Origin of the sequence: Rhizobium sp. WSM1274 (assembly GCF_025200775.1) — a bacterium.
Classification (GTDB): domain Bacteria; phylum Pseudomonadota; class Alphaproteobacteria; order Rhizobiales; family Rhizobiaceae; genus Rhizobium; species Rhizobium leguminosarum_I.
Genome location: NZ_CP104138.1, coordinates 1,401,965 through 1,427,301 on the forward strand (window position 1 = coordinate 1,401,965; position 25,337 = coordinate 1,427,301).

Consider the following 25,337-nt stretch of genomic DNA (forward strand, 5'->3'; position numbering starts at 1 on the left):
CAGCTTCGTTCTCGCGCGCCGGCGGAAGCCGTTATCCCTACGACCCTTTGTCCTCGTCGAGGTTCGTCAGGATGTTGAGGGGGACGATCCCTCCCGCACCTTCCGACGGATTAAGCGCTTCCACTGCCAAAACCCGCTTTCCATTCGGACTGACAAAAGCGAAGGACCACGCCTTGTCGGCAAAGGTGCTGACCGGCATTTCCGCCCAGCCGGCTTGATGGACAAGGCGGTCGGCATAATAGGCCTTGATGGTCTGCGGGTCGGTGGTGCTGGCGAGATTGCGGGCCAGTATCCGCACGGACTTCTCTCCGAACCGCCCTTCCAGTTGGCCCAGCACTTTTCGGGTGGCCTGCCAATCCTGAGCCTGGGTCGCCGATCCGAAGGAATATTCCTCGGATCGGGAAACGCCCGGTGCATCAGGAGGCATGACGTCAAGTTCGCTCGAACATACTGCAAGGCCGAGAAGCGGCACCACAAGGATGCCAATCTTCAACACGCGGAAAAATCGGCCCTTGCGGCGGATTTTGTTGCTCATGAGCGGCTGCCCCCGAACATAATTGCCATAGGCCGGCAAATCTTGCCGGTTTCTATGACGTTATTGCGACGCTCAGTCGTGGAACGCGTCGACGAATTTCCGCTTGCCGAGCATGAAGGCATCGGCGACGTGGCGCAGCGGTGCGAGGTCGACATCCGATTTGCCGGCCTTGATGATTTCGGCGAATCGACGGTAGAGCGACGGATATTCCTGCTCCGGCTCGGCGAATGTCAGCGCGCCGTCGATCAGAAGCTTGGCGCCGCCCTCGGCGAGCACCATCTGGCCGGCTGCCGTCTCCGCGACGATATCCCAGCTTTGCTTGCCGGTCTGGCGCCAGTCGAATTCGGCGTGAACCGGCAGGCCGTCGGCATTGCGGAAGCGAATGTCGGCCGCGATCGGCGCATCGCGATTCTCAGGAAATTCGAGCACGGCCTCGGTGATGAAGATCGGCCGCGGCAGGATATGGGTGACGATCGACAGCGCGTTGATACCGGGATCGAAAACACCGAGGCCGCCAGCCTGCCAGATCCAATCCTGGTTCGGATGCCAGTGGCGGACATCCTCCTTCCAGATCACATGCGCGCTTTTGATCGTCGTCGAAGCAAGAAATGCCTTGGCGGCCTCGACGGCCGGCGCATATCGCGAATGCCAGCTGGCAAAGAGCGACGCACCCTGCTTGCTCGCCAGTGCTTCGAGATCGGCCACTTCGCTCAGCGTCGCGCCAGGCGGCTTTTCCAGGAAGACGTGCTTGCCGGCGACGAGCGCCTTATAGGCGGCCTCGTAGCGATATTGCGGCGGCATGCAGAGCGAAACGGCATCGATCGAGGGCTCGGCGTCGAGCATCGCCTCGATCGTCGTATAACTCTTGACGCCTTCGACCGTGCCGTGGCGGCTTGCCGTGGCGACGAGTTCGAAATCCGGGTTCTTGGCGATGGAGGGAAGGTGCTGGTCGCGGACGATCTTGCCGACGCCGACGATGGCGAGGTTGATTGGAGACATGGTGTTTCGCTCGAGCCTGTATGAAAAGTATGATTATTGACTTGGTTTGTATCAGAAAGAGGAGCGCCGACAAGCTCTCCTGCTCCATTCTATCGCATGATGGTTTGGCGAAGGAAGCTGTAACCCATTGCTGCGCGGGCGGCGCGCTCTTCGGAATTGCCGTCGCCGCCATGCCCGCCCGAACCGAATTCATGGAAGAGCGGCCGGTGTCCTTTCTCCTCCAGCAGCGCGGCAAAGCGGCGCGCATGCGAGGGATGCACGCGGTCGTCATTGGCCGAGCTTTCGACGTAGATCGGCGTATAGCTGACCTCGGTCGCCGGCTTGACATTGTGAAGCGGCGAATAGCCGAGCATGAAATCCCGGTCCACGGGCGTCTCCGGGTCGCCGTACTCGTCCATCCAGGCTTGCCCTGCGCTGAACAGGTGGAAGCGTGTCATGTCGAGAACCGGCACCTGGCACCAGACGGCACCGAAATCGTCGGGATAACGCGTCAGCATCACGCCGGTCAGCAGGCCGCCGTTGCTGCCGCCCTGGCAGGCAATCCGCGACGGTACGGTGTAGCCGCGGGCGACGAGATCGCGAGCGATGGCGACGAAATCGGCAAACGCCCGGTCTCGCCCCTGCCGCTTGGCGCTGCGATACCAGTCCGGCCCGAATTCGCCGCCGCCGCGGATATAGGCCTGCACATAGGCACCGCCTTGCTCCAGCCAGCGTCCTGTCACGCCTGAATAGCTCGGCGACAGCGAAACATCGAATCCGCCATAGCCGTACAACAGGACCGGCAGCGCGCCCTTGGTCCACTGCTTCGGCAGGACCAGCCGGTAGGCAACCCTCGTTCCATCCTCGGAAACAGCCTCCAGCAGTTCGGATGACATGTCGGTCGCATCGAAATAGCTTGGCGCCGCGGCGACGAAAATCAGTTCGGCCTGCTTGCTGCGATCCGACAGCTCGAGGCGATAACAGGCGGGAGGCTGCAGGAAGCCCTGGCCGACGATGTGGAGCGTATCGTCGCCAAGATGCAGATCCGCATGGAGCGGCCTGAAGTGAGCCGTCTGCATGTCCGCCGGTAGCGCGATCTCGCGCTGTTCGGCATCGGGCCTCGTCAGGTCGAGCACCATGAGACGCGGACGCAGCCGATCGGAGATGAGGAAGACGCACCATTCGCGCATCAGCATCATTTGAGAAATGGACTGGCCCTCGGCAGGCTGAAACAGGATCCGTTCCGGCCCGAGCAGGGCCGTCTCAGAGCCGGGATCGAAGCGTTGCAGCACGAGGCTGCCGGTTGCAACGCGCTCATCGGTCTTTGCCCGCCAAAGGCAATGATCGCGATTGAACTGGAAATCGGCCTCGGCGGGCAGATCGATGCGCCGCCGCGTCCCGTCGCTGGCGATCAGGAAAGCGCTGGCGACGCCGATCTCGTGGGCGGCGACGAAAATGTCGATCAATTCGTGACCCGCCGAAGCGCCTGACAGGGCAGGGTCGATGACGAGATTGAAGCCGTAGACGTCCTCATCTGCTGCTTCGAACATGACGGCGGCATCTTCCGGCCGCTGCCCGCGCTTCAATCGCCGCCCGACCCGCGGCCACCCGGAACGGGTCGCCGAAAACCGGTCGATGGAACCGAAATAGCAGATTTCGTCGCGGCTCAGCCAAGTGGCATGCGATCGTGCGGCCGGGGTGTCGAAGCCGCCCTCGACGATCTGTCTCCGCTCGGCATCGAATTCGAGCAGCCGGAGAAGGTCGGAGCCGCCGTCCGAAAGTGTGAGCAGCACCCGCGTGGGTTCCCACGGGCAGGTGACGGCACCGCGCCAGTTCCAGCGCTTGCCTTCCCTCACGCAGAAGGCGTCGAGATCGAAGGCCGGCTCCCAGGCGGCGTCCGGCAGCGGCTCCTGGTCCGCCGGCAGGCGGAGCCAGATGCCGAGAGGATTGTCCTTGCTCTGGCGGAAATCGAACAGCCACTCGCCTCGGCGCATCGGAACGATCAGCCTGTCCTGCCGCTCGATCAGCGCCTTGATCGCGTCGCGATCCCTCTCGAATTCAGGTGTTCTCAGTGCCGCGTCGGAAACCCGGTTGTGCTCGTCGATGAACTGGCGGGTGCGGGGATCGTCGTCCGTTTCGAGATGAAGGTTCATGTCCGGCCTGCCAGCTTCCGTTGATGTCGGACAGATCTAGGCAGCCGGTCCCGACTTGGCAACCCGCCTTACAGCACCGCGCGTCTCTTCAGACGAGAAGGACGCTGTAACACTTTGAATCTTAGCATAGGCCCGAAGATCGATTTCGATTTTCGGGCTCATGCGCTAGCGGGTTGTCACGAAATCGGCCGAGGCGACGACGGTGTTCGGCACCTCGGTCTTCTTGAATTTCAGCGTCACCACCTTGTAGCCTTCGGCTTCGAGTTTCGAGAGCAGGGTTGGCAGCATCGTCGCCGTGCGTTTGTGGATGTCATGCATCAGGATGATGCCGCGGCCGCGCTTGTGCAAGAGGTTCATCGTCCGCTGGGTTATGGAGACCGGCGTCGTGGTGAAGTAGTCCTTGCTGTCGATATCGACATCCATGACCACCATGTCGCGCATGGCGATCGCGGCGCGCAGCCTATGGCTCTCGGCAAGATAAGGGAAGCGGAAGAAGGAGACGTCGGTTCCCGTCGCCTTGGTCACCGCCAATTCGCCCTTGATCACCTCGGCCATCGCCGCGTCGAAAGTCAGTGAACTCAGGTTGGCATGGTCATAGGTGTGGCTGCCGATCGTGTTGCCGTCCTGGGCGACCTTGCGGGCGAGTGCCGGATGCATCTCGGCCATTTCGCCGACCATCATGAAGGCACCCTTGACGCCGAACTGGTCGAGGATTGCCAGCACCTTGTCGGTCCGGCCAGGGATCGGGCCGTCGTCGAAGCTGAGGATCACTTCCTTGTCCTGCAGCTTGAGATCTGCGAGCGAGGAGACCTCCAGTATCCGTCCGGCCAGATGATGCGGGCCGGCAAGGCGCGGGGTCGCATCGTCGCCGGCATAGGCAAGTTTCCGCTCTTCGGGCGCGATCACCGACGAGGTCTTGATCGTGGTATCGGGAGCGGCTTGTCTGGCGGTGCTGCAGGCGGAGAGGGCGGCCGTGAGGGCCATGCAGGACAGAACGAAAAAACGATACATGGAAAGGGCTCAACAAATCGGTAACGAATGTTGAGACAACCTTTCGGATTATGGTTAACGATCGGTTGAGATCGGCAAAAATTGCGGTGTAGCGCGGCACTTCGCCACGCTTTCCTTAAGACTTGTGACTATCCCGCCATCGCTTCTTCGTATTCGGCCGATAGCATCAGCCAGTCTTCCTCGGCAGCCGCCAGTTTTGCCGCAGCTTCGCCACGCTGCTTTGCCTTCTCGGCGGCTTTAGTGGGCGTCTTTTCGTAAAGGGCCGGGTCCGCAAGTTCCGCGTCAAGCGCCTGAATCTGTTTCTCCAGCTTCGCCGTCAAGGATTCAATCTCATTGATCTTTTTCCTGAGCGGCGTCAGCGAGGCGCGACGTTCGGCATTGAGCTTGCGCTGGTCGGCCTTCGACGTCGCGTCTTCAGTTAGCTGCGGCTTTTCTTCTTTTTTTTTACCGGAAGTGACGATGAGGTCGCGGTACTCGTCCATATCGCCTTCGAAAGTCGTCACCGTACCGCCATTGACCAGCCACAGTCGATCGACCGTCGCCTCGATCAGATGGCGATCGTGCGAGATCAGGATGACGGCGCCTTCGTAGTCGTTCAGCGCCTCGATCAGCGCGCGGCGGCTGTCGATGTCGAGGTGGTTGGTCGGCTCGTCGAGGATCAGCAGGTTGGGCGCGTTGAAGGCGGCAAGCCCCATCAGCAAGCGGGCTTTTTCGCCGCCGGAAAGATCCTTGGCGGCCGTCGCCATCTTCTCGGTCGCAAGCCCCATCTGGGCGACGCGGGCGCGCACCTTGGCTTCCGGCGCGCCGGGCATCAGGCGGCGCACATGCTCCACCGACGATTGCTCGGGGATGAGGTCGTCGAGCTGGTGCTGCGCGAAGAAGCCGATCTTCAGGCTCGGCGCGATCTTCACTTCGCCGCTCTCCGGCGCCAGCCGGCCGGAGATGAATTTGGCGAAGGTCGATTTGCCGTTGCCGTTCGAGCCGAGCAGGGCGATGCGGTCGTCATTGTCGATGCGCAGATTGAGGTTCTTCAGGATCGGATTGCCGGGCTCGTAGCCGACGGCGCCGCTCTGGATCGCGACGATCGGCGAAGCCGGCTGCTTTTCCGGCTCGGGAAACGTGATCGGCTGCACATGGTCCTCGATGACAGCGGCGACCGTTCCCATGCGCTCCAGCGCCTTGACGCGCGATTGCGCCTGCCGGGCCTTCGAAGCCTTGGCCTTGAAGCGATCGATGAAGCCCTGCAGATGTTTGCGCGCCGCGTCGTTCTTGGCTTTGGCTTTCGTCTGCAGCTCGTCGGCTTCCGCCTTCTGCCGCTCGAACTGATCGTAACCGCCGCGATAGAAGGTGAGCTTCTTCTGGTCGAGATGGACGATCGCATTGACCGCGTTGTTCAACAGGTCGCGATCGTGGCTGATGATGATGACGGTATGCGGGTAGCGCCTGACATAGTCTTCCAGCCACAGCGTGCCTTCGAGGTCGAGATAGTTGGTCGGCTCGTCGAGCAGAAGTAGATCCGGCTCGGAAAACAGCACGGCGGCAAGGGCGACGCGCATGCGCCAGCCGCCGGAGAAGGAGGAGGCGGGGCGAGCCTGCGCCTCTTTGTCGAAGCCGAGGCCGGCAAGAATGCTCGCCGCACGCGCTTCGGCCGAATGCGCGTCGATATCGACGAGGCGCATCTGGATTTCGGCGATGCGGTGCGGATCGGTTGCCGTTTCCGCCTCGGCAACGAGGGCGGTACGTTCCTTGTCCGCGGCAAGCACGATCTCGATCAGCGCGTCTTCGGTCGCCGGCGCTTCCTGCGCCACCTGGCCGATGCGTGCGGCCTTCGGGATCGACACCGTTCCGCTCTCCGAGCCGAGATCGCCGGTGATGACGCGAAAAAGCGTGGACTTGCCGGCGCCGTTGCGCCCGACGAGCCCAGCCTTCGTGCCTGAAGGCAGCGAAACGCTGGCATTGTCGAGAAGCAGGCGCCCGGCAATGCGGGCGGAAATATCGGTGAGCGTGATCATGGCCGGCGTTTTGGCTGAAAGCGCTCGCCAAGGCAAGAGCGCTTATCCCCGCGCCAAGCTTGCTTGTGCGCCGCAAGTTTGCTTGTCCCGCGGCCAGAACACGTGTCCGCCGCCTCAGCGGCCGAAAGCCTGCACCGGCAGTCGGGGGTTCGATTGCGCGGCGAGAAGCGCCACGCGAGCATTGGCCTGCAACTGCCCTGGCGTTGCCGCATCGGTGCTGAGCGCCACGCCGATCGAGATGGTGAGCCTGCCGCGATCGGTCTTGTCGGATGTCGCGAAGACCAGATTGTCTTCGACGGAGGCGCGCAGGCGCTCGGCAATCGCCATCGCATCCTGCATGCCGACATTGGAAAACAACAGGGCGAATTCATCACCCTGGGTGCGGGCAATGAAATCGTTTTTCTTGATCGACTTCTGGAGGAGGCCGGCGAGCTTCTTCAGGAGCTTGTTGCCTGCCTGCGTGCCGTATTTGTCGTTGAGATCGGTGAATTTGTCGATATCGATCATGATCAGTGCGCTGCCGGCGGCACCTTCTTCCCGCTCGTAGAGATCGGCGATCGTCCGGTTCAGCGCAATGCGGTTCGGAAGTCCGGTGATCCTGTCGGCGATGGCGGCCGATTGCATTGCCGAAATGCCGCGCTCCAGCGTTTCCAGCGTCTTGATATCGTCCTGCAGCTTCGCGCCGATTTCCATCTCGGCCGCAAGAACGGTCGAAAGCGACGCAGTGAGATAATCGACCTCGCTGAGGAAAGCGGCAAGGCTCTGGTCGCTCTGGCCGGAAACGGATTTCAGGATAGCGCTGCAGGCGCGCGCAAAGGTATTCTTGTGCTTCAGCCCTTCGGCAAGCCTTTCCGCCACATCGCGCAGCATTCGGCTCGCCTCATTCCGTGAGGTCTCGCCTGCCAGCCCGCAATGGCCGACGAGGCGGTATCTCAGGCCGAGCTCGTCGAGCATGGGCTGTTGCGGCTGCGGTCCGAGTGCTGCGATATCCTGCGCAAGGCCGGCATTCAGCCCGACGATCACCTCGTGAAAGAGCTCGTAATTGCGCGGCAGCGCGGCGACGTTGAGGCGCGCCATGTGCTGGGCGATCTTCTGAATATCCCCCTTCGGCGCCGGGCGCACAACCTCGCGCGGCAACAATGCGTTTGCGCTTGCATTCTGCATGACGATCCCTCGCGACCCAGCCTCATCTCTCACATCACGTTATGCCCGTAAGCTTTTAAGAGAGGCTGAACTTTCGCCGGGATAGCCCAGGATTGGCGGCAGAACCGGCAATGGCGGTTAATTCAGTCTTGATGGCCAGACCATGACTCCGAAAAGTGGGAGGCTTCTTAATTTAGATCGTGCCTCACATCCACTCGCAACCCTCGCTGCGCAGGAAGTAGATGAGATCAAGCGTAAGGCTCGGCTTGGCGAGCGCGGTCAGCGTCATGTGGCACTGGCCGCGATGATGGGTCTGGTGGTTGAAGAGATGCGCAAGCGCTGGAGCCAGCGGCTGGGTGAATTCGCCCGGCTGCGTCACCGGCACATAGGTGAAGTCGGCGGCAAGAGCTGCCTCGTCCAGCGTGTCCATCCAGGCAATGATACGCTCGTCCTCGATTTTGCGTACGGCGGCAAGCGCATCCAGATCTTCGAAGAGCACGGCATTCAGCGTCGTCGGTGCCTCGCCGGTACCGGTGAAGCGCTTCATCCATATCCGGTCTGCGACGAGCAGATGATTGAGCGTGCGATGCAGCGAGCCGAAGAAGGCGCCGCGGTCGCTGCGGAATTCTGCATCGCTGAGTTCGGCCGCGACCGCATAGACTTGGCGGTTGGCCCAGCGATTATAGGCGGCGAACATCTTGTAATGTCTGAGCATCCTGCCCCTCCCGTGTCGTATCGGCAGTCTAGCCGGTTTCCCCAGAAAGCCGAGTGATGACGCCATGAAATTTCCTGATTTGATCGCAGGCGCTTTCTGTCGTGGAATGGATAGAGCTGCGATCTCGAAAGGACTGTCATGACCAGAGCCCTCTATTCCCTCTGCGGCGCCGACGAGCGGCGCTTCTTTTCGCCCCATTGCTGGAAGGCTGTCATGGCGCTCGCGCACAAGGGGCTCGATTTCGAGGAGATTCCGACCACCTATGCCCGCATCAGCGCGATCGGCGGCGGCGTCTCGTCGATCGTGCCGGTTCTCGACGACAATGGCCGGCTGGTCTCCGACAGCTTCGACATTGCGCTCTATCTGGAGGAGGCCTATCCCGAGCGGCCGTCACTGTTCAACGGCGAAGGCGGCAAGGCGTTGTCGCGGATGGTGGAAGGCTATTCGCAGATGATCATCCATCCGGCGATCATGCGCATCGCCCTTCTCGACATCCATGCGAACCTCGACGAGGGAGACAAGGCTTATTTCCGCGAAAGCCGGGAGGCTCGGCTCGGCAAGCCGTTGGAAATGGTTGCCGCCGATAGCGAGGTGGAGAAGGCCGCCTTCGGCGCCAAGCTGGAGCCGCTCCGGCACATGCTTAAATTCCAACCCTTCATCGGCGGGCAGACACCGCTCTTTGCCGACTATATCGTCTTCGGCGCGCTGCAATGGCTGCGTGTCTCCGCCGGTCTCGCCATGCTGGCTGCCGACGATCCCGTCATGGCCTGGTTCGAACGCTGCCTCGATCTTCACCAAAACCGCGGCAGGACTGTGACAGCGGCGTGAAATTGCCGCCTACCTCTTGTTTTCGGGCGTTGGGGCGGGTAAAGACCGCCCACTTTTCCCGAGAAAACAGAGGATTTGACTATGGCGATTGAACGCACCTTCTCGATGATCAAGCCTGATGCAACGAAGCGCAACCTGACAGGCGCTATCACCAAGATGCTCGAAGATGCCGGTCTGCGTGTCGTCGCTTCCAAGCGCGTCTGGATGAGCCGTCGCGAAGCCGAAGGCTTCTACGCCGTTCACAAGGACCGTCCCTTCTTCGGTGAGCTGGTCGAAGGCATGACCTCCGGCCCGACCGTCGTCCAGGTGCTGGAAGGCGAAGGCGCAATCCTCAAGAACCGCGAGATCATGGGCGCGACCAACCCGGCAAACGCTGACGAAGGCACGATCCGCAAGATTCACGCTCTGTCGATCGGCGAGAATTCCGTTCACGGCTCGGATGCTCCTGAAACAGCTGCCCAGGAAATCAAGTACTGGTTCTCCGATACCGAAATCGTCGGCTGAGGCCACGCTTCGGCATTCGCCGGCAATGCCTTGAATTGACTCTCGAAAGCCGGGGCCTTGCTCCGGCTTTTTCTATACATTTCTCTATGCCGGGCATTTGTCGGTATTCGAGAAATCGACACTGCCATCAGGCTTGAAGACCTCCGGGTTCTTGTCATAAAGCGCGCCGACGACGAGCGACTTGCTCGGCAGGACGGTCTGGTCGAGGTCGGACCGGAACTGCGTCTTCAATTCCTGCAGCACCTTGCCGTCCTTGTCGACCAGCCGGACACTGACGGAATAGGGGCGGTCCTTGCGCACGCAGTGCAGTTTTTCGCTCTGCAGAGCGATCTTGTCGTCGATCGGGTAGATCTTCTGGTTCAGCACCAACGGATCGCCTCCTTGCGGATTTTCGAATTCGGCGATGATGACCGAGCCGTCGGGGATGGGGCCTGTCTTCTTCAGCGTCAGCAGATAGGTGGCGCTCGCCACCCGATAGTTGAAGACGAAGAGATGGCCGGTGACCTCGACCAGGTTTTCCGCCTGTCGCTGGCAGGCGGAAAGCAGAAGGGCCGCTGCTGCGACCACTACGATCATATATTTCTTCATGGCGTCTCCTCCTTCTTGCGGCGATAGTGACGGTTCGCCTTGGCGCGGTTGCCGCAGACCGCCATGTCGCACCAGGCCCGGCTCCTGTTCTTGCTGTGGTCTATGAACAGCCAGCCGCAATTGCCGCAGATCTTCATGCGCTCCAGATCGGGCATGGCGATCAGCCGCAGTGCCGAATGGGCGGTCGCCGCGGCTAGGCTGTTGGGGCCCGCGTCGCGCAATGCCTTCGCCAGCGCTTCCAGCAGCCCGGCCAGCAATTGGTCGTCGCCGCCATTCAGTATACGCTCGCGGAAATAGACGTCGATCGCTTCCCGCAGCGCGATGAAATCCGCTTCGTTTTCCGCTGCCACCGGTGCGATGTCGCCGAAGAGGGCGCGCTCGGCGCAGAATTCGGCGGCGGCGCGCGGAAAGCTCCGCATTTGATCCCTGACCGCGAAGCGGTCGATCCGCCGCGTTGCATCGTGGCGCAGAACGACGCTGTTGACGACATCGAGCGCCAGTGCGCCGCCGGCAAAGCGGTGAGGGGTCCAGGAAAAGCTCATGATGAATTATAACTAGCGAAATAGGTTTTACCAGTTATAATTTTAGTGACGCGGAGTGTCTCGAATGGCCTATCTTCTGCAGCAGCTGGCGAATGCGGTTCCGCTTGCTGCCCTCTATGCCGCGCTTGCCTTCGGTTATGCCGTCGCCTTTGGCGTGACGAAGCGGGCCGACATCACTTATGGGGCGATCTTTGCCTTCGCGGGCCAGATCCTGCTGCTCTTCACCGAACTTGCTTTCAACCGCTTCTGGTTGGTGCTGCCGGCCGCCCTTGCCGTCGGCGCCTGCGCTTCCATCGTCTATTCACTGGGGGCGGGCCTATGGATCGGCCGCTCGATCATGCTGCCGCTGGTCAGCAAATCGCCGAATACGGTCATCGTCGCCGCCCTCGGCATGATGATCGTGCTGATGGAGACTGCCCGGCTTGCCGCCAGTACCCGCGCCATCTGGCTGCCGCCATTCCTGAACGACACGGTCGTCTTCTGGAGCGACGGCCCCTTCAAGGTGACGCTCACCCATATCCAACTGATCGACACGGCGCTGATGTGCGCCATCGTCGCGATCGGTACGCTGATCCTCAGGCGCACGGTCTGGGGCCGCATCTGGCGCGCCGTCACCGATGACCCGCTGGCAGCCGAACTCTGCGGCACCAGCGCCGACCGCGTCTTTCTCGTCGCCTATGCGGCAGCCGCTCTCGTCGCCACGATCTGCGGCATCCTCGCCACCTTCTATTACGGCTCGATGGATTTCGGCTCCGGCCTGATGTTCGGACTGAAGGTGCTGTTGATCGCAGCCGTCGGCGGCTACTCCGATCCGCTGCGCTCGGCCGGCGGCGCGGCCGCGCTTGCCGTCGTCGAAACCATGTGGGGCGCCTATGGCCCCTTCGTCTGGCGGGATCTGGTCATCTTCTCGCTACTCGTCCTGCTACTGGTCATGAGCCGCAGGGAGCGTGTGGTGCTCTAATTTACTAATTTACTTCCACTTGTCGCGCGCTGCGTCGTCGGCGTCCTTCGCCGCGACCCAGTCGCCGGTGGCACCATCCCTGGCGTGCTCTTTCTTCCAGAAGGGGGCAGCAGTCTTCAGGAAATCCATGACGAAATTGGCGCCGTCGAACGCCGCCTGCCGGTGCGGTGCGGCCGCGACGACGAGCACGATATTCTCGCCGGCGGCGATCTTCCCGTAGCGGTGGATGGCGGTGAGGCCGAGAAGTCCGAACCGCGCGATGGCCAGATCGCCGATGCGCCGCATCTCCGCTTCAGCCATGCCAGGATAATGCTCGAGTTCGAGGGCTGCCAGCGTCCCGCCTTCATCGCGGCAGAGGCCGGAAAAGGTGACGACGGCGCCGATGCCGGGTTTGCCCTTGGAGAGGCGATCGACCTCGGCCCGCAGGTCGAAGTCCTCATGCTGAACGCGGATGGCGGGGATGATGGTCAATACAGCCTCCCTCTTCTCCCCAGCGGGGAGAAGCTGTCCGAAGGACAGATGAGGGGGGTGAGTGGCGCAAGCCGCGAACGCACTGAGCGCAAGCGAAGGGCAGTACCTGCCGGGGCGGCCCCCTCATCCGCCCTTCGGGCACCTTCTCCCCGAGGGGAGAAGGGAAGGGAATATGCCGCACCGGATCTCATACCAGTCATCCCCCCGTCATCGGCGGAAATATCCCGATCTCTTTCGCCCCTGATATCGGCTCGTCATGCTCGACATGCTCCATGTCGAGCGCCACGCGGATCACGTCGGGATATTGAAGTGCGGTCTCATATTCTTCGCCCAGCGTCTTCAAATGAGTGAGGAGATCGGCAACGGTGACGACGGAGGAGGGGAGGTCGATCTCCTCCTCGCCCTTGCCGATGCGCTCGCGCACCCAAGCGAAATAGATAAGCCGCGTCATTCCTCGTCATCCACGATATGTTTCAGTCCGGCGCGGAAATAATCATAGCCGGTGTAGATCGTCAGCAGCGCCGCGATCCACAGCAGCGCGATGCCCATCTGCGTCGTATAGGGGAAAATCTCGTCGCCGGCCGGGCCGGCGAGCAGGAAGGCGATGGCGACAAGCTGCAGCGTCGTCTTCCACTTGGCGATCCGCGTCACGGGTACGCTGACCTTCAGCGCCGCCAGATATTCGCGCAAGCCCGAAACCAGGATCTCGCGGCAGAGAATGGTGATCGCCGCCCAGATCGACCAGCCGGCGATCGTCTGGTCGGCCGCGACCAGCAGAAGAATCGAGGCGACCAGCAGCTTGTCGGCGATCGGGTCGAGCATGCGGCCGATATTCGACGTCTGGTTCCAGACGCGCGCGAGATAGCCGTCGAGGAAATCGGTGAGCGAGGCGATGACGAAGATCCACAGCGCCACCCAGCGCGCCGTGTTGCTGATCGACAGCCTGCCCTCGATGAAGAAGCAGAGAACGATCAGCGGCACGGCGAGGATACGACCGTAGGTCAGAAGATTGGGAATGCTGTACGCACGCGATGCCATGGGATCGTTTCTCTGAATTGATGCGCTGCTACAGCGCCGCGCCTTTTTTCAGACGCGCCAAGGACGCTGTAACACTTTAGGACCTCCGCATCGTGCTCGGGTCGTTGCGGTAGATGACGGCTTTGGCCGCGGACCGTCAACATTCTTTCTGTCTTTTCACCGCCTTTGCGTGGAATTTGCGACGGACGCCGGTTATTTCGCGGCGTCGTCGTGGAAATGGTTATAGACCTGCCTGGCGACGGCTTCCGATATGCCTTCCACCGCCATCAGGTCGGACAGGGCGGCGCGCGAAACCGCCTTTGCCGTGCCGAAATGCTGGAGCAGCGCGCGTTTGCGCGATGGGCCGATGCCGCCGATCTCGTCGAGCGGGTTTTTGATCATTTCCTTCTTGCGCCGAGCCCGGTGGGAGCCGATCGCGAAACGATGCGCCTCGTCGCGCATGCGCTGAATGAAATAGAGCACCGGATCGCGCGGCGGCAGCGTGAAGCTTTCTCGTCCCGGCGGGAAGAAGCGTTCGCGCCCGGCATCGCGGTCGATGCCCTTGGCGATGCCGATCGCCGTCACGCTCTCGGTGATGCCGAGTTCCGCAAGGATGGCCCGCACCGCCGTCATCTGCCCCTGGCCGCCATCGATGAGGATCACATCGGGCCAGGTGGGGAAGGGCATGTCGGCAGCGTCGGGTGTGGTCGCCGCCTGCGCCGTCCGGTCAGGAATACCTTCCTCCTTGATCAGCCGCGAGAAACGCCGCGTCATCACCTCCTTCATCATGCCGAAGTCGTCGCCGGGCGTGATGTCGGTCGATTTGATGTTGAACTTGCGGTACTGGTTCTTGACGAAACCTTCCGGCCCCGCGACCACCATGCCGCCGACGGCATTGGTGCCCATGATATGCGAATTGTCGTAGATCTCGATGCGCTGCGGTGTATAGGCAAGCTTGAACGTTTCCTTGAAACCTTCGAGCAGCCGCGACTGCGACGCCGTCTCGGCGAGCTTTCGCCCATGCGCCTCGCGCGCATTGCCGACGACATGGTCGACGAGATCGCGCTTCTCGCCGCGCTGCGGCACGAGGATGGAAACCTTGTGGCCGGCCTTTTCGCTGAGTGCTGCGGCGAGCAGTTCCAGCTCCTCGACCGTCTGCGACAGCATGATCTGCTTCGGCACCGGCTTATCGTCGTAGAATTGTGCGAGGAAGGAATTCAGCACTTCGGCGCTCGAAAGCTGCGGATCGGCCTTCGGGAAATAGGCGCGGTTGCCCCAGTTCTGGCCGGTGCGGAAGAAGAACACCTGGATGCAGGAGATGCCGCCCTCATGATGGATGGCGAAAACGTCAGCCTCCTCGACGCCGGCCGGATTGATGCCCTGATGGCTCTGCACATGCGACAGTGCCGCCAGGCGATCGCGATAGATCGCCGCTCGTTCGAAATCGAGGTCCTCGGCCGCCTGGTTCATCGCCTCGGCCATATGCGACTTCACCTTCTGGCTCTTGCCGGACAGGAAGTCCTTCGCCTCCTGCACCAGTTCGCCGTAACCCTCGTCGCTGACCTCATGCGTGCACGGACCGGAACAGCGCTTGATCTGGTAGAGCAGGCAGGGCCGCGTGCGCGTTTCGAAGACGCTGTCGGTGCAGGTGCGGATCAGGAAGGCGCGCTGCAGCGAGTTGATCGTCCGCCCGACCGCGCCGGCCGAAGCGAAAGGTCCGAAATAGTCGCCCTTTCGCGCTCTGGCGCCGCGATGCTTGAAGATCGCCGGCGCCCGGTGGTCGCCGGTAATGAGAATATAGGGAAACGACTTGTCGTCGCGCAAAAGCACGTTAAAGCGCGGCCGCAAGCGCTTGATCAGATTCGCTTCCAGCAGCAGCGCTTCGGTTTCCGTGCGCGTCGTCACGAATTCCATGTTGGCCGTCTGGCGCACCATCTGGGCGATGCGGTTGGAATGCACGCGGCCGACGGCGTAATTGTTGACGCGCTTCTTCAGACTGCGCGCCTTGCCGACATAGAGCACGTCACCCTCGGCGTTGAACATGCGGTAGACGCCGGGGCTGTTGGGGAGCCGCTTGACGAATTCGGCGATCAGTTCCGCGCCGATAAGCCCGGTCTCGTTGAGGCTGCCCGCGTTCCAGTCGACCGCAGCCGCAAGCGGGGCGACGGCGGAAACGTCGCCTTCCACTTCGATATCGTCTTCGCTCTCATCCGTCTCGTCGTAGAGAACGCCGCCGTCCGGCAGCTTTCGTCCATTCATTCCGTAATCTCCGCCACATCGGGCGTCTGCCAGGCGAGGTGCTGGCCGCCGTCGAGGGCAATCATCTGGCCGGTGATCGAGGGCGTGTCGTAAAGGAAGCGAATCGTTTGTCCGAATTCCTCCAGCGCCGGCCCTCGCTGCAAGATAAGGGCTGAGACCTGCGCTTGGAAGTCCTCCATCGCCTGCCGCTCGCTCGGCATCGAGGGGCCGGGGCCGATGGCATTGACGCGGATGCGTGGCGCCAACGCCTGTGCAAGCGTCTGCGTCGCCGTCCACAGCGCGGATTTGGAGAGGGTATAGGAATAGAAGCTGGGCCTCAGCGCCCAGACCCGCTGGTCGATGATATTGACGATCAGCCCTGCTGCCTCAGCGGGCATCTGCTGCGCGAAGGCCGCCGCAAGGATAGAGGGCGCACGGACATGCAGGTCGAAGTGCAATGCCCATGTGGCGGCATTGAAACTACGCGCGGAATCATGCTGGAAGACCGACGCATTATTGACGAGCAGATCGAGCGGTCCGAGCGCTTCCGACGCCTTCGCGACCAATGCGCCCGTCTCGCCGAGATCGCTAAGGTCGGCCTGCAGCGCGATCGCCCTTTGTCCCTTTTGCCGCAATTCCGCCACCAGCTCTTCGGCCTCACCGATGGAGCCGTTCGCGTGGATCGCAACGGAAAAGCCATTTGCGGCAAGGTCTTCGGCGATTGCCCGGCCTATTCTTTTTGCAGCCCCTGTTATAAGGGCCGAACGAAGTCTTTTGTGGTTCAAAATCTTGCCTTCTGATCCCGCGGGTCTGTCAGCAGACTATATAGGGGCGGGCGGAGATTATATAAATAGGCCGTTGCGGTTGCGTCGGAGAGCCGGATATTCTATGTATTATTTAAGAATGCGATTTCCTAAAATAGGTATTTTAAGTTTAACTCTTCGGTAGGGTTAACAAAGTGTATGTTGCGCCAAAGCAACATCGAATTTCAGCCATGCGGCAGCCACAATGATATCACAATTTGGCTCTTTCAAATCCGCATTTCAGTTCCAATTTCAATCTCGATCCGGAAGGGACATCTGGCAATATCCCGCCAATGCTTCACTGATAGACAGATGGTAAGCGGCGCGGGACTGAAAGGAGACTAAGTATGCGTGTACTCATTGCTGGCCTCATGGCCTCCGTTTTTGCAATTGCGGGCGTCTCGGCAGCTCAGGCGGCCGATGCCGTCGACCAGGTTCCGGAAGCACCGGTCGCCCAGGAAGCTCCGGTCAAGCCGGCTGGCAACTGGGAAGGCTTCTACCTCGGCGGCGCCGGCACCTACAACATGGGTGACTTCGGTTCCGACCGCCACACCTACGGTTTCGGCGGCCAGGTCTTCACCGGCTACAACTGGCAGCAGGGCCAGATCGTTTACGGCGTTGAATCCGATCTCGGCTACAGCGGCGACGATGTCTCCTCAGGCGGCGTCAAGAACAAGTATGGCTGGAACGGCTCCGTCCGTGGCCGCGTCGGTTACGACATGAACCCCTTCCTGCTCTACGGCACAGCTGGTCTTGCCATCGGCGACGTCAAGGTTTCCGACGGTACCTCGGACGAAAGCAAGACGAATTACGGCTATACGGTCGGCGCTGGTGTCGAAGCCTTCGTGACCAACAACATCACGACGCGCTTGGAATATCGCTACACCGACTACCAGAGCAAGGATTACGACCTCGACTCCGGCAGCTTCTCGCGCGGTTACGACGAGAACAGCGTCAAGCTCGGCATCGGCGTCAAGTTCTAAGCGAGTTGAATATTCGAACATGGAAAAGCCGGGCACGTCGCCCGGCTTTTTGCTGTGTGCTCGTTGCTCAGACGCTGAGCCCGCTCAGCCCTCAGACTTGAGCTCGCTGTGGGCAGGGAATTTCTTGTCGAACTGCCGCTGCCAGTCGATCAGAGGCGCATGATCGGCTTCCCATTGGTCCTTGAAGCGCAGCTCGAGATAATCGAGCGTCGCGGCCAGCGCGAAATGTCCGCCATTGAGCTTCTTGCCTGTTTTCGGTGGATTGGCGCTGAGATGAGCGAGCCCGCTCGTCGCCTTCTTCCATTGCCGGTCGATCCACGGCTGGTGAATTTTTTCCTCGTCGCGGAAGCGCCGCTCGTAGACGATCGCCAGCAGGCAGTCGCAGATGCCGTCGCACAGCGCCTCGAGGATTTCCGCATCCGTGCGCTTGCCGTTCTTCGAAGGGTAGAGCCCACCCTTCGTCAGCCGGTCGAAATAATGCATGATCGCCACGCTGTCGTATATCGAAATCCCGTCATCGTTCAGAAGCGTCGGGATCTTGCCGAGCGGATTGTTGTCCACCAGGATCGCCGGTCCGGTATTGGTGTCGACCCGGATGGCGTTCAACTCCAGGCCCAGAAAATGCGCGGCCATCCGCACCTTGTTGGAATAGGGTGAAGCGGGCGAACAAAGGAGCTTCATGGGACACCGGATGAGGTTGTAGACTGCGGCACGGACTATCCCTTAAGGCGATTGGCTGGTCAATCGTCCTTGACGGCCTTGTTTTCGCCGCGCAGCCAGAAGGCGCGGTGCGAGGCGAAGCGGTCTTGCGCCAGATGGTCCTTCAATGCGGGCAGCAATTGGTGCAACTCGTCCTTCAGTGTGAAGGGCGGGTTGACGATGACGAGTCCGGAGCCCGTCAGTCCGGTAATGCCGCGGTCGCTGCGAACGGCAAGTTCGGCGCAGAGCATTTTCGGGATATCGAGCGCCTGTAGCCTCTCGTGGAATTCCTTGATCGGCGCGCCCTTCTTCAGCGGATACCACAGGCAGTAGGTGCCGCCGGGAAAGCGCCGGTAGGCCTTTTCCAGCCCCTCGGCCAGCCGCCGATATTCGTCCTCCTCCTCGAAGGGCGGATCGACGAGCACGATGCCGCGCTTCTCCTTCGGCGGCAGATGTGCGCCGAGCGCCAGCCAGCCGTCGAGCTCGGTGATGCGGGCGTGGTGATCGCCCTCGAACAGCCGGTGCAGCCTGACATAGTCCTCGGGATGCAGTTCCATCGCCGACAGGCGGTCCTGCGGCCGAAACAGCATGCGCGCAAGTTTCGGCGAGCCGGGATAGAAGCGGATGCCGCCTTCAGGATTGAGTTCGCGGATTGCCGAGAGGTAGGGCTCCAGCAGTTCAGAGACCTGAGGGCCGAGCTCTGCCTCCATCAGCTTGCCGATGCCATCGAGCCATTCGCCGGTTTTCTGCGCTTCTTCGGAGGAGAGGTCGTAGAGCCCGATGCCGGCATGCGTGTCGAGCACGCGGAAGCCGCCATCCTTCTTCTGCATGTAGCGGATCAGCCGCGTCAGCACGACATGTTTCAGCACATCGGCAAAGTTGCCCGCGTGATAGATGTGGCGGTAGTTCATTTTTGCTGATGTCCGTATGAATTCGCGTCATGGGGAATTTTTGTGGCTTTTGGCCGTGCAAGCCTTGGAATATACAAATGCCATGAACATTGCGACCCCCATCCACGCCAAATCATCCAAGCCGGAAAACAGGGTGGGCCACACGGCCTGCCCGCATGACTGTCCCTCCACCTGTGCGCTGGAGGTCGAGATATCGGAGGATGGCCGCATCGGCCGTGTCCGCGGCGCCAATGACCATTCCTACACGTCGGGTGTCATCTGCGGCAAGGTCGCCCGTTATGCCGAGCGGCTCTACCATTCCGACCGCCTGATGCATCCGCTACGCCGCGCCGGCGCCAAGGGGGCAGGGCAGTGGCAGCAGATTTCCTGGGACGATGCGCTGGATGAGATCGCCGAAGCCTTTGTCAAGTCCGAGGCAAGAGACGGCAGCGAAGCGATCTGGCCCTATTTCTACGCCGGTACCATGGGCTGGGTGCAGCGCGATTCCATCGATCGCCTTCGTCATGCCAAGCGTTACTCCGGCTTCTTCTCCTCGATCTGCACCAACCCCGCCTGGACCGGCTTCACCATGGCGACCGGCACGTTGCGCGGCCCCGATCCGCGCGAGATGGGCCTCACGGATTGCGTCGTCATCTGGGGCACCAACGCGGTCTCCACCCAGGTCAACGTGATGACCCACGCCATCAAGTCGCGCAAGGAGCGCGGCGCGAAGATCGTCGTCATCGACATTTACGACAATCCGACGATGAAGCAGGCCGACATGGCGCTGATCGTTAAGCCGGGCACCGACGCCGCACTCGCCTGCGCCGTCATGCACATCGCCTTCCGCGACGGTTACGCCGACCGTGACTATATGGCGAGATATGCCGATGATCCCGCCGGTCTCGAGGCGCATCTGAAAACCAAGACGCCGCAATGGGCGGCTGCCATCACCGGTCTTTCGGTCGAGGAGATCGAAGCCTTCGCCAGCCTCGTCGGCACGACGAAGAAGACCTTTTTCCGCCTGGGCTATGGCTTCACCCGCCAGCGCAACGGCGCGGTCGCCATGCATGCGGCCGCCTCGATCGCCACCGTTCTCGGCTCCTGGAAATATGAGGGCGGCGGCGCCTTCCATTCGAACAGCGACATCTTCCGCATGAACAATGCGGAACTGACCGGCCGGTCGATGAAGGATGCCGATATCCGCACGCTCGATCAATCCCAGATCGGCCGGGTGCTGACCGGCGATCCGGTGGCGCTGCGTCATCGCGGCCCGGTGACGGCGATGCTGATCCAGAACACCAATCCCGCCAACATCGCGCCCGAGCAGCGCCTCGTCAGACGCGGCTTCGCCCGCGACGATCTCTTCGTCGCGGTCCATGAACAGTTCATGACCGAAACGGCTGAGATCGCCGATATCGTCATTCCCGCGACGATGTTCGTCGAGCACGACGACATCTACCGCGCCGGCGGCCAGAACCATATCCTGCTGGGGCCGAAGCTGGTCGAGCCGCCGCCAACGGTGCGCACCAATCTCTTCGTCATCGAGGAACTGGCAAAACGCCTCGGCGTCGCCGATCGCCCCGGCTTCGGCTTCACCGCCCGCGAGATGGTCGACCGCATTCTGGAATCGAGCGGCCTGCCGGATTACGACCATTTCCTCGAACACAAATGGTTCGATCGTCAGCCCGCTTTCGAGGAGGCGCATTATCTGAACGGCTTTGCCCATCCGGATGGCAAGTTCCATTTCCGCCCGGACTGGATCGATCAGCCGGCGCCGAACAAGCCCCCGGCTTCTATCGGCGCGCTAGGTCCGCATTCCGAGCTTCCGGCCTTCCCCGATCAGGTCGATGTCATCGAAGTCGCCGATCCCGAGCATCCCTTCCGGCTCGCCACGTCGCCGGCGCGCAACTTCCTGAATTCGAGCTTCTCCGAGACCAAGACCTCTCGCCAGAAGGAAGGTCGCCCTGAAGTGATGATCAATCCGGCCGACGCCGAAGCCAATGGCATAGCCCATGGCGATCTTGTGCGCATCGGCAACAGCCGCGGCGATCTGCGCCTCCATGCCCGCATCACCACCGAAGTCAAATCCGGCGTGCTGATCGCCGAGGGGCTCTGGCCGAACAAGGCGCATGTCGACGGCGAGGGCATCAACGTCTTGACCGGTGCCGACCCCGTTGCGCCCTATGGCGGGGCGGCCGTACACGACAACAAGGTCTGGCTTCGCAGGGACGCAGCATGATGCAGCCGAAATCACGCGTGAAGATCGTCAGCGAAGAAATCCTGTCGAATGGGTGGACGCGGCTGAGCAGCTACCTACTCGACTATATCGACCGCAAGGGCGCGACCCAGCGGTTGAAGCGGGAAGTCTATCACCGCACGCCGGCCGCCTGCATCCTGCTTTACGATCCCAAGCGCGACCTCGTCGTTCTCGTCCGCCAATTCCGCCTCGCCGTTCATCTCAACGGCGATCCCAGCTGGATCATCGAGGTGCCTGCCGGCCTTCTCGACGACGACCATCCCGAGGCGGCGATCCGTCGCGAGGCGATGGAGGAGACCGGCTATCGTCTACGCGATGCGCGCTTCCTGTTCAAATCCTATCCCTCGCCGGGCGCCGTCACCGAAGTCGTGCATTTCTTCGCAGCCCTCATCGACATCGCCGACCGCGTGGCGGAAGGCGGCGGCCTGGATGAGGAGCACGAGGACATCGAGGTCCTCGAAATCCCGCTCGACGAAGCGGCGGCGATGATCGAAACCGGCGAGATCTTCGACGTCAAAACGATCGTGCTTCTGCAATGGGCGCTGTTGAACAGGGGAACGCTTTTCTAACCCGGCCCGAAGGTGAGACTTTCCGCTGACGCGGCACGTTCCAGTCTGGCGTCCAGCGTCGCAAGCGATACGTTCTCTGCGACCGCAAGCGCCAGATAAGCGGCGTCATAGGCCGATAGTTTATATTTTCCGGCAAGTCGCAAGATCGGAAGATGGTCTTCGCTTGAGACAGTGCGCAGCGGCAGGCTGGTGAGTCGCATGAGACAAGCGAGCACATCCTCGTTGGAGATGCGTTTCCGCCGTTCCGCGGTCAACAGGATGTTGCGTATCTCATGCCAGAAGAGATCGGGCACCAAGGCATCTTCCGTTTCGAGAAACGACAAGGCTTCTTCGGCAGTCCGGCTTTCCTCATCGACAAGCAACCAAGCCGCCGCAACCGAAGCATCAACCACGAACGGCATCAGCGTTGGCCTTCGCGCCGCCAGGCTTGAATTTCGGCCGCGGTTGCTCCGGCGCGTTCTGCCCGTTCGCTGCGGAGTGCACGGATGGCGTCGAGCCTCTGGCGATGGTCATCGATCTTGATCATTCGGGCGACCGCGTTGTTGCCGCGTGATATCACCACATCTTCGCCTGCTTCTACCTTTGTCAGAAGCTCCGAGAGATGCGTTTTTGCCTCTGCCACTTTCACTTTGATCGTCATAGCCACCGTCCATTTGTGTTTAATGTAATGTCACGTCAAAACTTGGTCAACTGATTGGTCAAGTATGGCGAAGCAAGAACGGAAAGAGTAAGAAGTTTGGAAGTTCTTCATGCAGTTGTCACGAAGCAGTTCTATGCGCTGCGGTTTGTCAATCATCGGATGCGGTCAGGAGAAAGCCCATGTGGCTCAGCAATTTCACCCTCGTTCTCCCAAACGAGGTGGTGAGTGAAGGTTCCGTGCGTGTTGAGGACGGCGCCATCGCCGAGATCAGGCCGGAGCCGGTCGCCGGTGCCGCCATCGATGGCGGCGGACGGCTGCTGATGCCCGGATTCGTCGATCTGCACGGCGACATGATCGAGCGCGAAATCGCCCCGCGGCCGAACGCAACGATGCCGATCGATTTCGGCATCCACGAACTTGACAAGAAGCTTGCCGCTGCCGGTGTGACGACGGCGTTCGCCGCCGTCTCCTTTGCGACCGAAAGCGTCTACGGCCACGTCCGTTCGCTGGAGACGACATCAGCGGTGATCGAGGGCATCAACCGCCTGCGTGACGATCTCCTGATCGACCATCGCGTCCACGCCCGCTACGAAATCACCAACGTCGGCGCAGCCGCGGCACTCGAACGCCTGCTGAATGCTGACCAGATCGACATGGTCTCCCTGACCGACCACACGCCGGGCCAGGGCCAGTACAACAACCTCCAAAGCTATATCCTCAGCATCTCCGAGCGCCGCGCCATCTCCGAGGAAATGGCGGCGGAGATCGTTGCCAAGCGCATCGCCATGCGCAGCAATCCTGACATCGAGGCCAAGCTGAAGGAGATCGTCGCGCTGTCGCTGAAGCACAAGCTGTCGCTTGCCTCGCATGACGATGACAGCGTCGAAAAGGTCGCCGAGATGCACGATCTCGGCGTCACCATCAGCGAGTTTCCAGTCACCGCACCTGCGGCCGAAGAGGCGCGCCGTCGCGGTCTCTGGACGTTGATGGGCGCGCCGAACGCGCTGCGTGGCCAGTCGATGTCGGGCAATCTCAGCGCGCTCGATGCTGCGAGGGCCGGTCTGCTGAGCGTCATCGCCGCCGATTATCATCCGGCTGCCTTCGTACCCGGCATCTTCAAGCTTGCCGACATGGTGGAGGGCGGCCTGCCAGGCGCCGTTGCCATGGCGACCGGCAATGCCGCCCGCTCCGCCGGCCTCCTGGACCGCGGCGAAATCGCCATCGGTCAGCGCGCCGATCTGGTCGTCGTCGAGCGGGGCGAGATCAACCGCATCCGCGCCACCTTCCGCGCCGGCCGCTTCGTCTATAGCGACGGCACGCTGCATCCGCTGCGGGCGCTGGCGGCTTAATGCATGTCGCCCAAAACCGCAGTTTTGGGACGACGACATGCATAAAGCAATGAAAGATGGCTGCCCCTCCAGGGCAATCGCTTCAGCTTTTTCGGAGAGCGGTAGCGCTTGACGGTGTTCCTGTGATTCATGGAGGGCTTTGATTCGTCGGAGCCTCTCATGTCTACTGCGCCGCAAGCATCCCGCGCCATTCTTGATCATTTTTCAGCGCTTAGCGATCCTCGGCAAAGCTGGCGGGTGGTCTATCCGTTGCCGGAAATCCTGCTTTTGGTACTCTGCGCGACGCTTTGTGGGATGGAGGATTTTGTCGAGATCCGGCTCTGGGGCGAAGAGCGGATGGATTTCCTGCGGCGTTTCTTAGCCTTTGAGCGCGGTCTCCCGTCCCATGACACTCTCAATGACGTGATCAATGCGCTCGACGCGGACCTGTTCAAAGCCTGTTTCACCGCGTGGGTGGAGGCGCTCAGGGACAACGATCCCGAGGTCATCGCCATCGATGGCAAGACCTCGCGCCGCAGCCATGCCCGCGGCAAGGGCCGCGAACCGCTGCATATCGTCTCGGCCTGGGCGAGCCGGCAGCGGTTGGTGCTCGGGCAGGAGGCGACCGACGCCAAGTCCAACGAGATCACCGCCATTCCGCTGCTGCTGGAACGGCTCGAACTCACCGGCGCGATCGTCACCATCGATGCCATGGGCACCCAGACGGCAATTGCCGAGACCATCGTGCGGCGCGGCGGCGACTATCTTCTTGCCCTCAAGGCCAATCGGCCCGCCCTGCATGAGGAGGTCGCCCGCTTCTTCGCCGATCCGCCCGCCGACATGATCGAACGCGGCAAGACCATCGTCGAAAGCGATCATGGCCGGCTGGAACAGCGCCGCCACACGGTTTGCCACGAGGTCGATTGGCTCTGGTCTGATCGCCGATATACGGGGGAACCGCACTTCCCGCATCTGGCCATGATCGCCATGGTCGAGAGCTGCACCGAAAGGGCCGGGAAAATCGAGACCGAATGGCGCTACTATCTCTCTTCAGCAAAGCTCGACCCCGGCACATTCGCCGCCGCCGTCCGCGCCCATTGGGGCATCGAAAATCGCCTGCACTGGGTCCTCGATGTCATCTTCCACGACGATCTCGCTCGTCTCAGGACCGGCTTTGGACCGCAAAACATGGCGGTCGTCAAACACATGGCCATCAACCTCGTCAGATCCGCAAACGACAGGCACAGCCTCAAGGTCAGGCGCAAAAAGGCAAATCTCAACAATGATTACCTCGAAAGCATCATCGTTCAGACCCAGAAATTAACCTGAAGCGATTCCCCTGGCTGCCCCTCACCCTAGCCCTCTCCCCGTAAACGGGGCGAGGGCACGTGCCATACGACAGGTTGCGAGGAACGGAGAGGTTGCGACATGGTGCCTTCGCCCCGTTTACGGGGAGAAGGTGGCGGCAG

General features: G+C 61.5%; 26 protein-coding genes. 8 read left to right on the forward strand and 18 right to left on the reverse strand.

Translation table 11 applies throughout. The features are described 5' to 3' along the window. Positions 1-37: 37 nt before the first annotated feature. The 7 genes from N2600_RS07140 to N2600_RS07170 all read right to left on the reverse strand — a co-directional run bounded on the left by N2600_RS07140 (position 38) and on the right by N2600_RS07170 (position 8,547). A complete protein-coding gene (locus N2600_RS07140; RefSeq protein WP_222384809.1) occupies positions 38-535 on the reverse strand; it encodes a hypothetical protein in 498 nt (165 codons plus the stop codon). Positions 536-607: 72 nt separating this feature from the next. Continuing rightward, a complete protein-coding gene (locus N2600_RS07145; RefSeq protein WP_170278208.1) occupies positions 608-1,534 on the reverse strand; it encodes a Gfo/Idh/MocA family protein in 927 nt (308 codons plus the stop codon). Positions 1,535-1,623: 89 nt separating this feature from the next. Further along, the gene (locus tag N2600_RS07150) at positions 1,624-3,666 is read right to left on the reverse strand and encodes a prolyl oligopeptidase family serine peptidase (RefSeq protein ID WP_260298516.1); all 2,043 of its coding nucleotides are present in this window, start codon (positions 3,664-3,666) and stop codon (positions 1,624-1,626) included. Between the two features lie 165 nt (positions 3,667-3,831). Beyond that, positions 3,832-4,677, reverse strand: coding sequence for a polysaccharide deacetylase family protein (locus N2600_RS07155; RefSeq protein WP_260298517.1), 846 nt, complete (start codon positions 4,675-4,677; stop codon positions 3,832-3,834). Positions 4,678-4,805: 128 nt separating this feature from the next. Beyond that, on the reverse strand, positions 4,806-6,689 hold the full coding sequence (locus N2600_RS07160) for an ABC-F family ATP-binding cassette domain-containing protein (RefSeq protein WP_020486068.1): 1,884 nt from the start codon (positions 6,687-6,689) through the stop codon (positions 4,806-4,808). 114 nt (positions 6,690-6,803) lie between these two features. Further along, on the reverse strand, positions 6,804-7,853 hold the full coding sequence (locus tag N2600_RS07165) for a GGDEF domain-containing protein (protein WP_260298518.1): 1,050 nt from the start codon (positions 7,851-7,853) through the stop codon (positions 6,804-6,806). Between the two features lie 184 nt (positions 7,854-8,037). Then, entirely contained in the window at positions 8,038-8,547 is a 510-nt protein-coding gene (locus N2600_RS07170; protein ID WP_260298519.1) for a DinB family protein, read from the reverse strand. Positions 8,548-8,685: 138 nt separating this feature from the next. Between N2600_RS07170 and N2600_RS07175 the strand changes: the two genes are divergently transcribed. Next, entirely contained in the window at positions 8,686-9,375 is a 690-nt protein-coding gene (locus N2600_RS07175; RefSeq protein ID WP_260298520.1) for a glutathione S-transferase family protein, read from the forward strand. Between the two features lie 81 nt (positions 9,376-9,456). Further along, positions 9,457-9,879, forward strand: coding sequence for a nucleoside-diphosphate kinase (ndk, locus tag N2600_RS07180; RefSeq protein ID WP_260298521.1), 423 nt, complete (start codon positions 9,457-9,459; stop codon positions 9,877-9,879). Positions 9,880-9,963: 84 nt separating this feature from the next. On the opposite strand, the gene N2600_RS07185 is transcribed toward ndk, so the two are convergent. Both N2600_RS07185 and N2600_RS07190 read right to left on the reverse strand, forming a co-directional pair. Then, a complete protein-coding gene (locus N2600_RS07185) occupies positions 9,964-10,467 on the reverse strand; it encodes a hypothetical protein (protein ID WP_260298522.1) in 504 nt (167 codons plus the stop codon). Beyond that, positions 10,464-11,009, reverse strand: coding sequence for a CGNR zinc finger domain-containing protein (locus tag N2600_RS07190; RefSeq protein WP_260298523.1), 546 nt, complete (start codon positions 11,007-11,009; stop codon positions 10,464-10,466). The genes N2600_RS07185 and N2600_RS07190 overlap by 4 nt, the downstream gene beginning before the upstream one ends. A 64-nt stretch (positions 11,010-11,073) precedes the next feature. On the opposite strand from N2600_RS07190, the gene N2600_RS07195 reads away from it, so the two are divergent. After that, positions 11,074-11,970 (forward strand): branched-chain amino acid ABC transporter permease, encoded by an 897-nt coding sequence (locus N2600_RS07195; protein ID WP_260298524.1) that lies wholly within the window; start codon positions 11,074-11,076, stop codon positions 11,968-11,970. Between the two features lie 9 nt (positions 11,971-11,979). Here the strand turns inward: N2600_RS07195 and N2600_RS07200 are convergent, their stop codons facing one another. From N2600_RS07200 to N2600_RS07220, 5 genes are all read right to left on the reverse strand, one after another. Then, positions 11,980-12,441, reverse strand: coding sequence for a molybdenum cofactor biosynthesis protein MoaE (locus N2600_RS07200; RefSeq protein WP_260298525.1), 462 nt, complete (start codon positions 12,439-12,441; stop codon positions 11,980-11,982). A 196-nt stretch (positions 12,442-12,637) separates the two neighbouring features. Next, a complete protein-coding gene (gene moaD / locus N2600_RS07205; protein WP_017963741.1) occupies positions 12,638-12,892 on the reverse strand; it encodes a molybdopterin converting factor subunit 1 in 255 nt (84 codons plus the stop codon). Beyond that, on the reverse strand, positions 12,889-13,479 hold the full coding sequence (gene pgsA / locus N2600_RS07210) for a CDP-diacylglycerol--glycerol-3-phosphate 3-phosphatidyltransferase (protein WP_260298526.1): 591 nt from the start codon (positions 13,477-13,479) through the stop codon (positions 12,889-12,891). The genes moaD and pgsA overlap by 4 nt, the downstream gene beginning before the upstream one ends. A gap of 192 nt (positions 13,480-13,671) precedes the next feature. Continuing rightward, on the reverse strand, positions 13,672-15,717 hold the full coding sequence (gene uvrC, locus N2600_RS07215; protein WP_017963743.1) for an excinuclease ABC subunit UvrC: 2,046 nt from the start codon (positions 15,715-15,717) through the stop codon (positions 13,672-13,674). Then, positions 15,714-16,481, reverse strand: coding sequence for an SDR family oxidoreductase (locus N2600_RS07220; protein ID WP_017963744.1), 768 nt, complete (start codon positions 16,479-16,481; stop codon positions 15,714-15,716). Before N2600_RS07220 ends, uvrC begins: the two co-directional genes overlap by 4 nt. Before the next feature lie 365 nt (positions 16,482-16,846). Between N2600_RS07220 and N2600_RS07225 the strand changes: the two genes are divergently transcribed. Further along, positions 16,847-17,482, forward strand: a complete 636-nt coding sequence (locus tag N2600_RS07225; RefSeq protein WP_017963745.1) for an outer membrane protein — start codon at positions 16,847-16,849, stop codon at positions 17,480-17,482. A gap of 84 nt (positions 17,483-17,566) precedes the next feature. Here N2600_RS07225 and N2600_RS07230 read toward each other — a convergent pair whose 3' ends face one another. Together N2600_RS07230 and N2600_RS07235 are read right to left on the reverse strand one after the other, a co-directional pair. Then, positions 17,567-18,163, reverse strand: a complete 597-nt coding sequence (locus N2600_RS07230; protein ID WP_170261213.1) for a glutathione S-transferase — start codon at positions 18,161-18,163, stop codon at positions 17,567-17,569. A gap of 59 nt (positions 18,164-18,222) precedes the next feature. After that, a complete protein-coding gene (locus tag N2600_RS07235) occupies positions 18,223-19,092 on the reverse strand; it encodes a 23S rRNA (adenine(2030)-N(6))-methyltransferase RlmJ (protein ID WP_260110573.1) in 870 nt (289 codons plus the stop codon). A gap of 16 nt (positions 19,093-19,108) precedes the next feature. Between N2600_RS07235 and N2600_RS07240 the strand changes: the two genes are divergently transcribed. Both N2600_RS07240 and N2600_RS07245 read left to right on the forward strand, forming a co-directional pair. Continuing rightward, entirely contained in the window at positions 19,109-21,313 is a 2,205-nt protein-coding gene (locus tag N2600_RS07240; RefSeq protein WP_260298527.1) for a molybdopterin-containing oxidoreductase family protein, read from the forward strand. Beyond that, on the forward strand, positions 21,310-21,900 hold the full coding sequence (locus N2600_RS07245; protein ID WP_260110575.1) for an NUDIX domain-containing protein: 591 nt from the start codon (positions 21,310-21,312) through the stop codon (positions 21,898-21,900). Before N2600_RS07240 ends, N2600_RS07245 begins: the two co-directional genes overlap by 4 nt. Here the strand turns inward: N2600_RS07245 and N2600_RS07250 are convergent. Both N2600_RS07250 and N2600_RS07255 read right to left on the reverse strand, forming a co-directional pair. After that, the gene (locus tag N2600_RS07250; RefSeq protein WP_260298528.1) at positions 21,897-22,301 is read right to left on the reverse strand and encodes a type II toxin-antitoxin system VapC family toxin; all 405 of its coding nucleotides are present in this window, start codon (positions 22,299-22,301) and stop codon (positions 21,897-21,899) included. The two genes, N2600_RS07245 and N2600_RS07250, sit on opposite strands and share 4 nt — an antisense overlap. After that, positions 22,301-22,540, reverse strand: a complete 240-nt coding sequence (locus N2600_RS07255) for a type II toxin-antitoxin system Phd/YefM family antitoxin (protein WP_017963751.1) — start codon at positions 22,538-22,540, stop codon at positions 22,301-22,303. Before N2600_RS07255 ends, N2600_RS07250 begins: the two co-directional genes overlap by 1 nt. Positions 22,541-22,719: 179 nt before the next feature. Here N2600_RS07255 and N2600_RS07260 point away from each other — a divergent pair, with 179 nt between their 5' ends. After that, complete coding sequence (locus N2600_RS07260; RefSeq protein WP_170256746.1) at positions 22,720-23,889, forward strand: alpha-D-ribose 1-methylphosphonate 5-triphosphate diphosphatase; 1,170 nt, start codon at positions 22,720-22,722, stop codon at positions 23,887-23,889. A 159-nt stretch (positions 23,890-24,048) separates the two neighbouring features. Further along, a complete protein-coding gene (locus N2600_RS07265) occupies positions 24,049-25,197 on the forward strand; it encodes an ISAs1 family transposase (RefSeq protein ID WP_260298529.1) in 1,149 nt (382 codons plus the stop codon). The last annotated feature ends 140 nt before the right edge of the window (positions 25,198-25,337 follow it).

What these genes read in the sequence shown, in the direction of transcription:
- N2600_RS07160 (WP_020486068.1), bottom strand. Translation starts at nt 6,689, where the DNA reads ATGATCACGCTCACCGATATTTCCGCCCGCATTGCCGGGCGCCTGCTT.
- N2600_RS07170 (WP_260298519.1), bottom strand. Translation starts at nt 8,547, where the DNA reads ATGCTCAGACATTACAAGATGTTCGCCGCCTATAATCGCTGGGCCAAC.
- N2600_RS07250 (WP_260298528.1), bottom strand. Translation starts at nt 22,301, where the DNA reads ATGCCGTTCGTGGTTGATGCTTCGGTTGCGGCGGCTTGGTTGCTTGTC.
- N2600_RS07255 (WP_017963751.1), bottom strand. Translation starts at nt 22,540, where the DNA reads ATGACGATCAAAGTGAAAGTGGCAGAGGCAAAAACGCATCTCTCGGAG.
- N2600_RS07165 (WP_260298518.1), bottom strand. Translation starts at nt 7,853, where the DNA reads ATGCAGAATGCAAGCGCAAACGCATTGTTGCCGCGCGAGGTTGTGCGC.
- pgsA (WP_260298526.1), bottom strand. Translation starts at nt 13,479, where the DNA reads ATGGCATCGCGTGCGTACAGCATTCCCAATCTTCTGACCTACGGTCGT.
- N2600_RS07245 (WP_260110575.1), top strand. Translation starts at nt 21,310, where the DNA reads ATGATGCAGCCGAAATCACGCGTGAAGATCGTCAGCGAAGAAATCCTG.
- N2600_RS07240 (WP_260298527.1), top strand. Translation starts at nt 19,109, where the DNA reads ATGAATTCGCGTCATGGGGAATTTTTGTGGCTTTTGGCCGTGCAAGCC.
- N2600_RS07265 (WP_260298529.1), top strand. Translation starts at nt 24,049, where the DNA reads ATGTCTACTGCGCCGCAAGCATCCCGCGCCATTCTTGATCATTTTTCA.
- N2600_RS07175 (WP_260298520.1), top strand. Translation starts at nt 8,686, where the DNA reads ATGACCAGAGCCCTCTATTCCCTCTGCGGCGCCGACGAGCGGCGCTTC.
- N2600_RS07195 (WP_260298524.1), top strand. Translation starts at nt 11,074, where the DNA reads ATGGCCTATCTTCTGCAGCAGCTGGCGAATGCGGTTCCGCTTGCTGCC.
- N2600_RS07230 (WP_170261213.1), bottom strand. Translation starts at nt 18,163, where the DNA reads ATGAAGCTCCTTTGTTCGCCCGCTTCACCCTATTCCAACAAGGTGCGG.
- uvrC (WP_017963743.1), bottom strand. Translation starts at nt 15,717, where the DNA reads ATGAATGGACGAAAGCTGCCGGACGGCGGCGTTCTCTACGACGAGACG.
- N2600_RS07235 (WP_260110573.1), bottom strand. Translation starts at nt 19,092, where the DNA reads ATGAACTACCGCCACATCTATCACGCGGGCAACTTTGCCGATGTGCTG.
- N2600_RS07145 (WP_170278208.1), bottom strand. Translation starts at nt 1,534, where the DNA reads ATGTCTCCAATCAACCTCGCCATCGTCGGCGTCGGCAAGATCGTCCGC.
- N2600_RS07140 (WP_222384809.1), bottom strand. Translation starts at nt 535, where the DNA reads ATGAGCAACAAAATCCGCCGCAAGGGCCGATTTTTCCGCGTGTTGAAG.
- N2600_RS07185 (WP_260298522.1), bottom strand. Translation starts at nt 10,467, where the DNA reads ATGAAGAAATATATGATCGTAGTGGTCGCAGCAGCGGCCCTTCTGCTT.
- N2600_RS07150 (WP_260298516.1), bottom strand. Translation starts at nt 3,666, where the DNA reads ATGAACCTTCATCTCGAAACGGACGACGATCCCCGCACCCGCCAGTTC.
- moaD (WP_017963741.1), bottom strand. Translation starts at nt 12,892, where the DNA reads ATGACGCGGCTTATCTATTTCGCTTGGGTGCGCGAGCGCATCGGCAAG.
- ndk (WP_260298521.1), top strand. Translation starts at nt 9,457, where the DNA reads ATGGCGATTGAACGCACCTTCTCGATGATCAAGCCTGATGCAACGAAG.
- N2600_RS07260 (WP_170256746.1), top strand. Translation starts at nt 22,720, where the DNA reads ATGTGGCTCAGCAATTTCACCCTCGTTCTCCCAAACGAGGTGGTGAGT.
- N2600_RS07225 (WP_017963745.1), top strand. Translation starts at nt 16,847, where the DNA reads ATGCGTGTACTCATTGCTGGCCTCATGGCCTCCGTTTTTGCAATTGCG.
- N2600_RS07155 (WP_260298517.1), bottom strand. Translation starts at nt 4,677, where the DNA reads ATGTATCGTTTTTTCGTTCTGTCCTGCATGGCCCTCACGGCCGCCCTC.
- N2600_RS07190 (WP_260298523.1), bottom strand. Translation starts at nt 11,009, where the DNA reads ATGAGCTTTTCCTGGACCCCTCACCGCTTTGCCGGCGGCGCACTGGCG.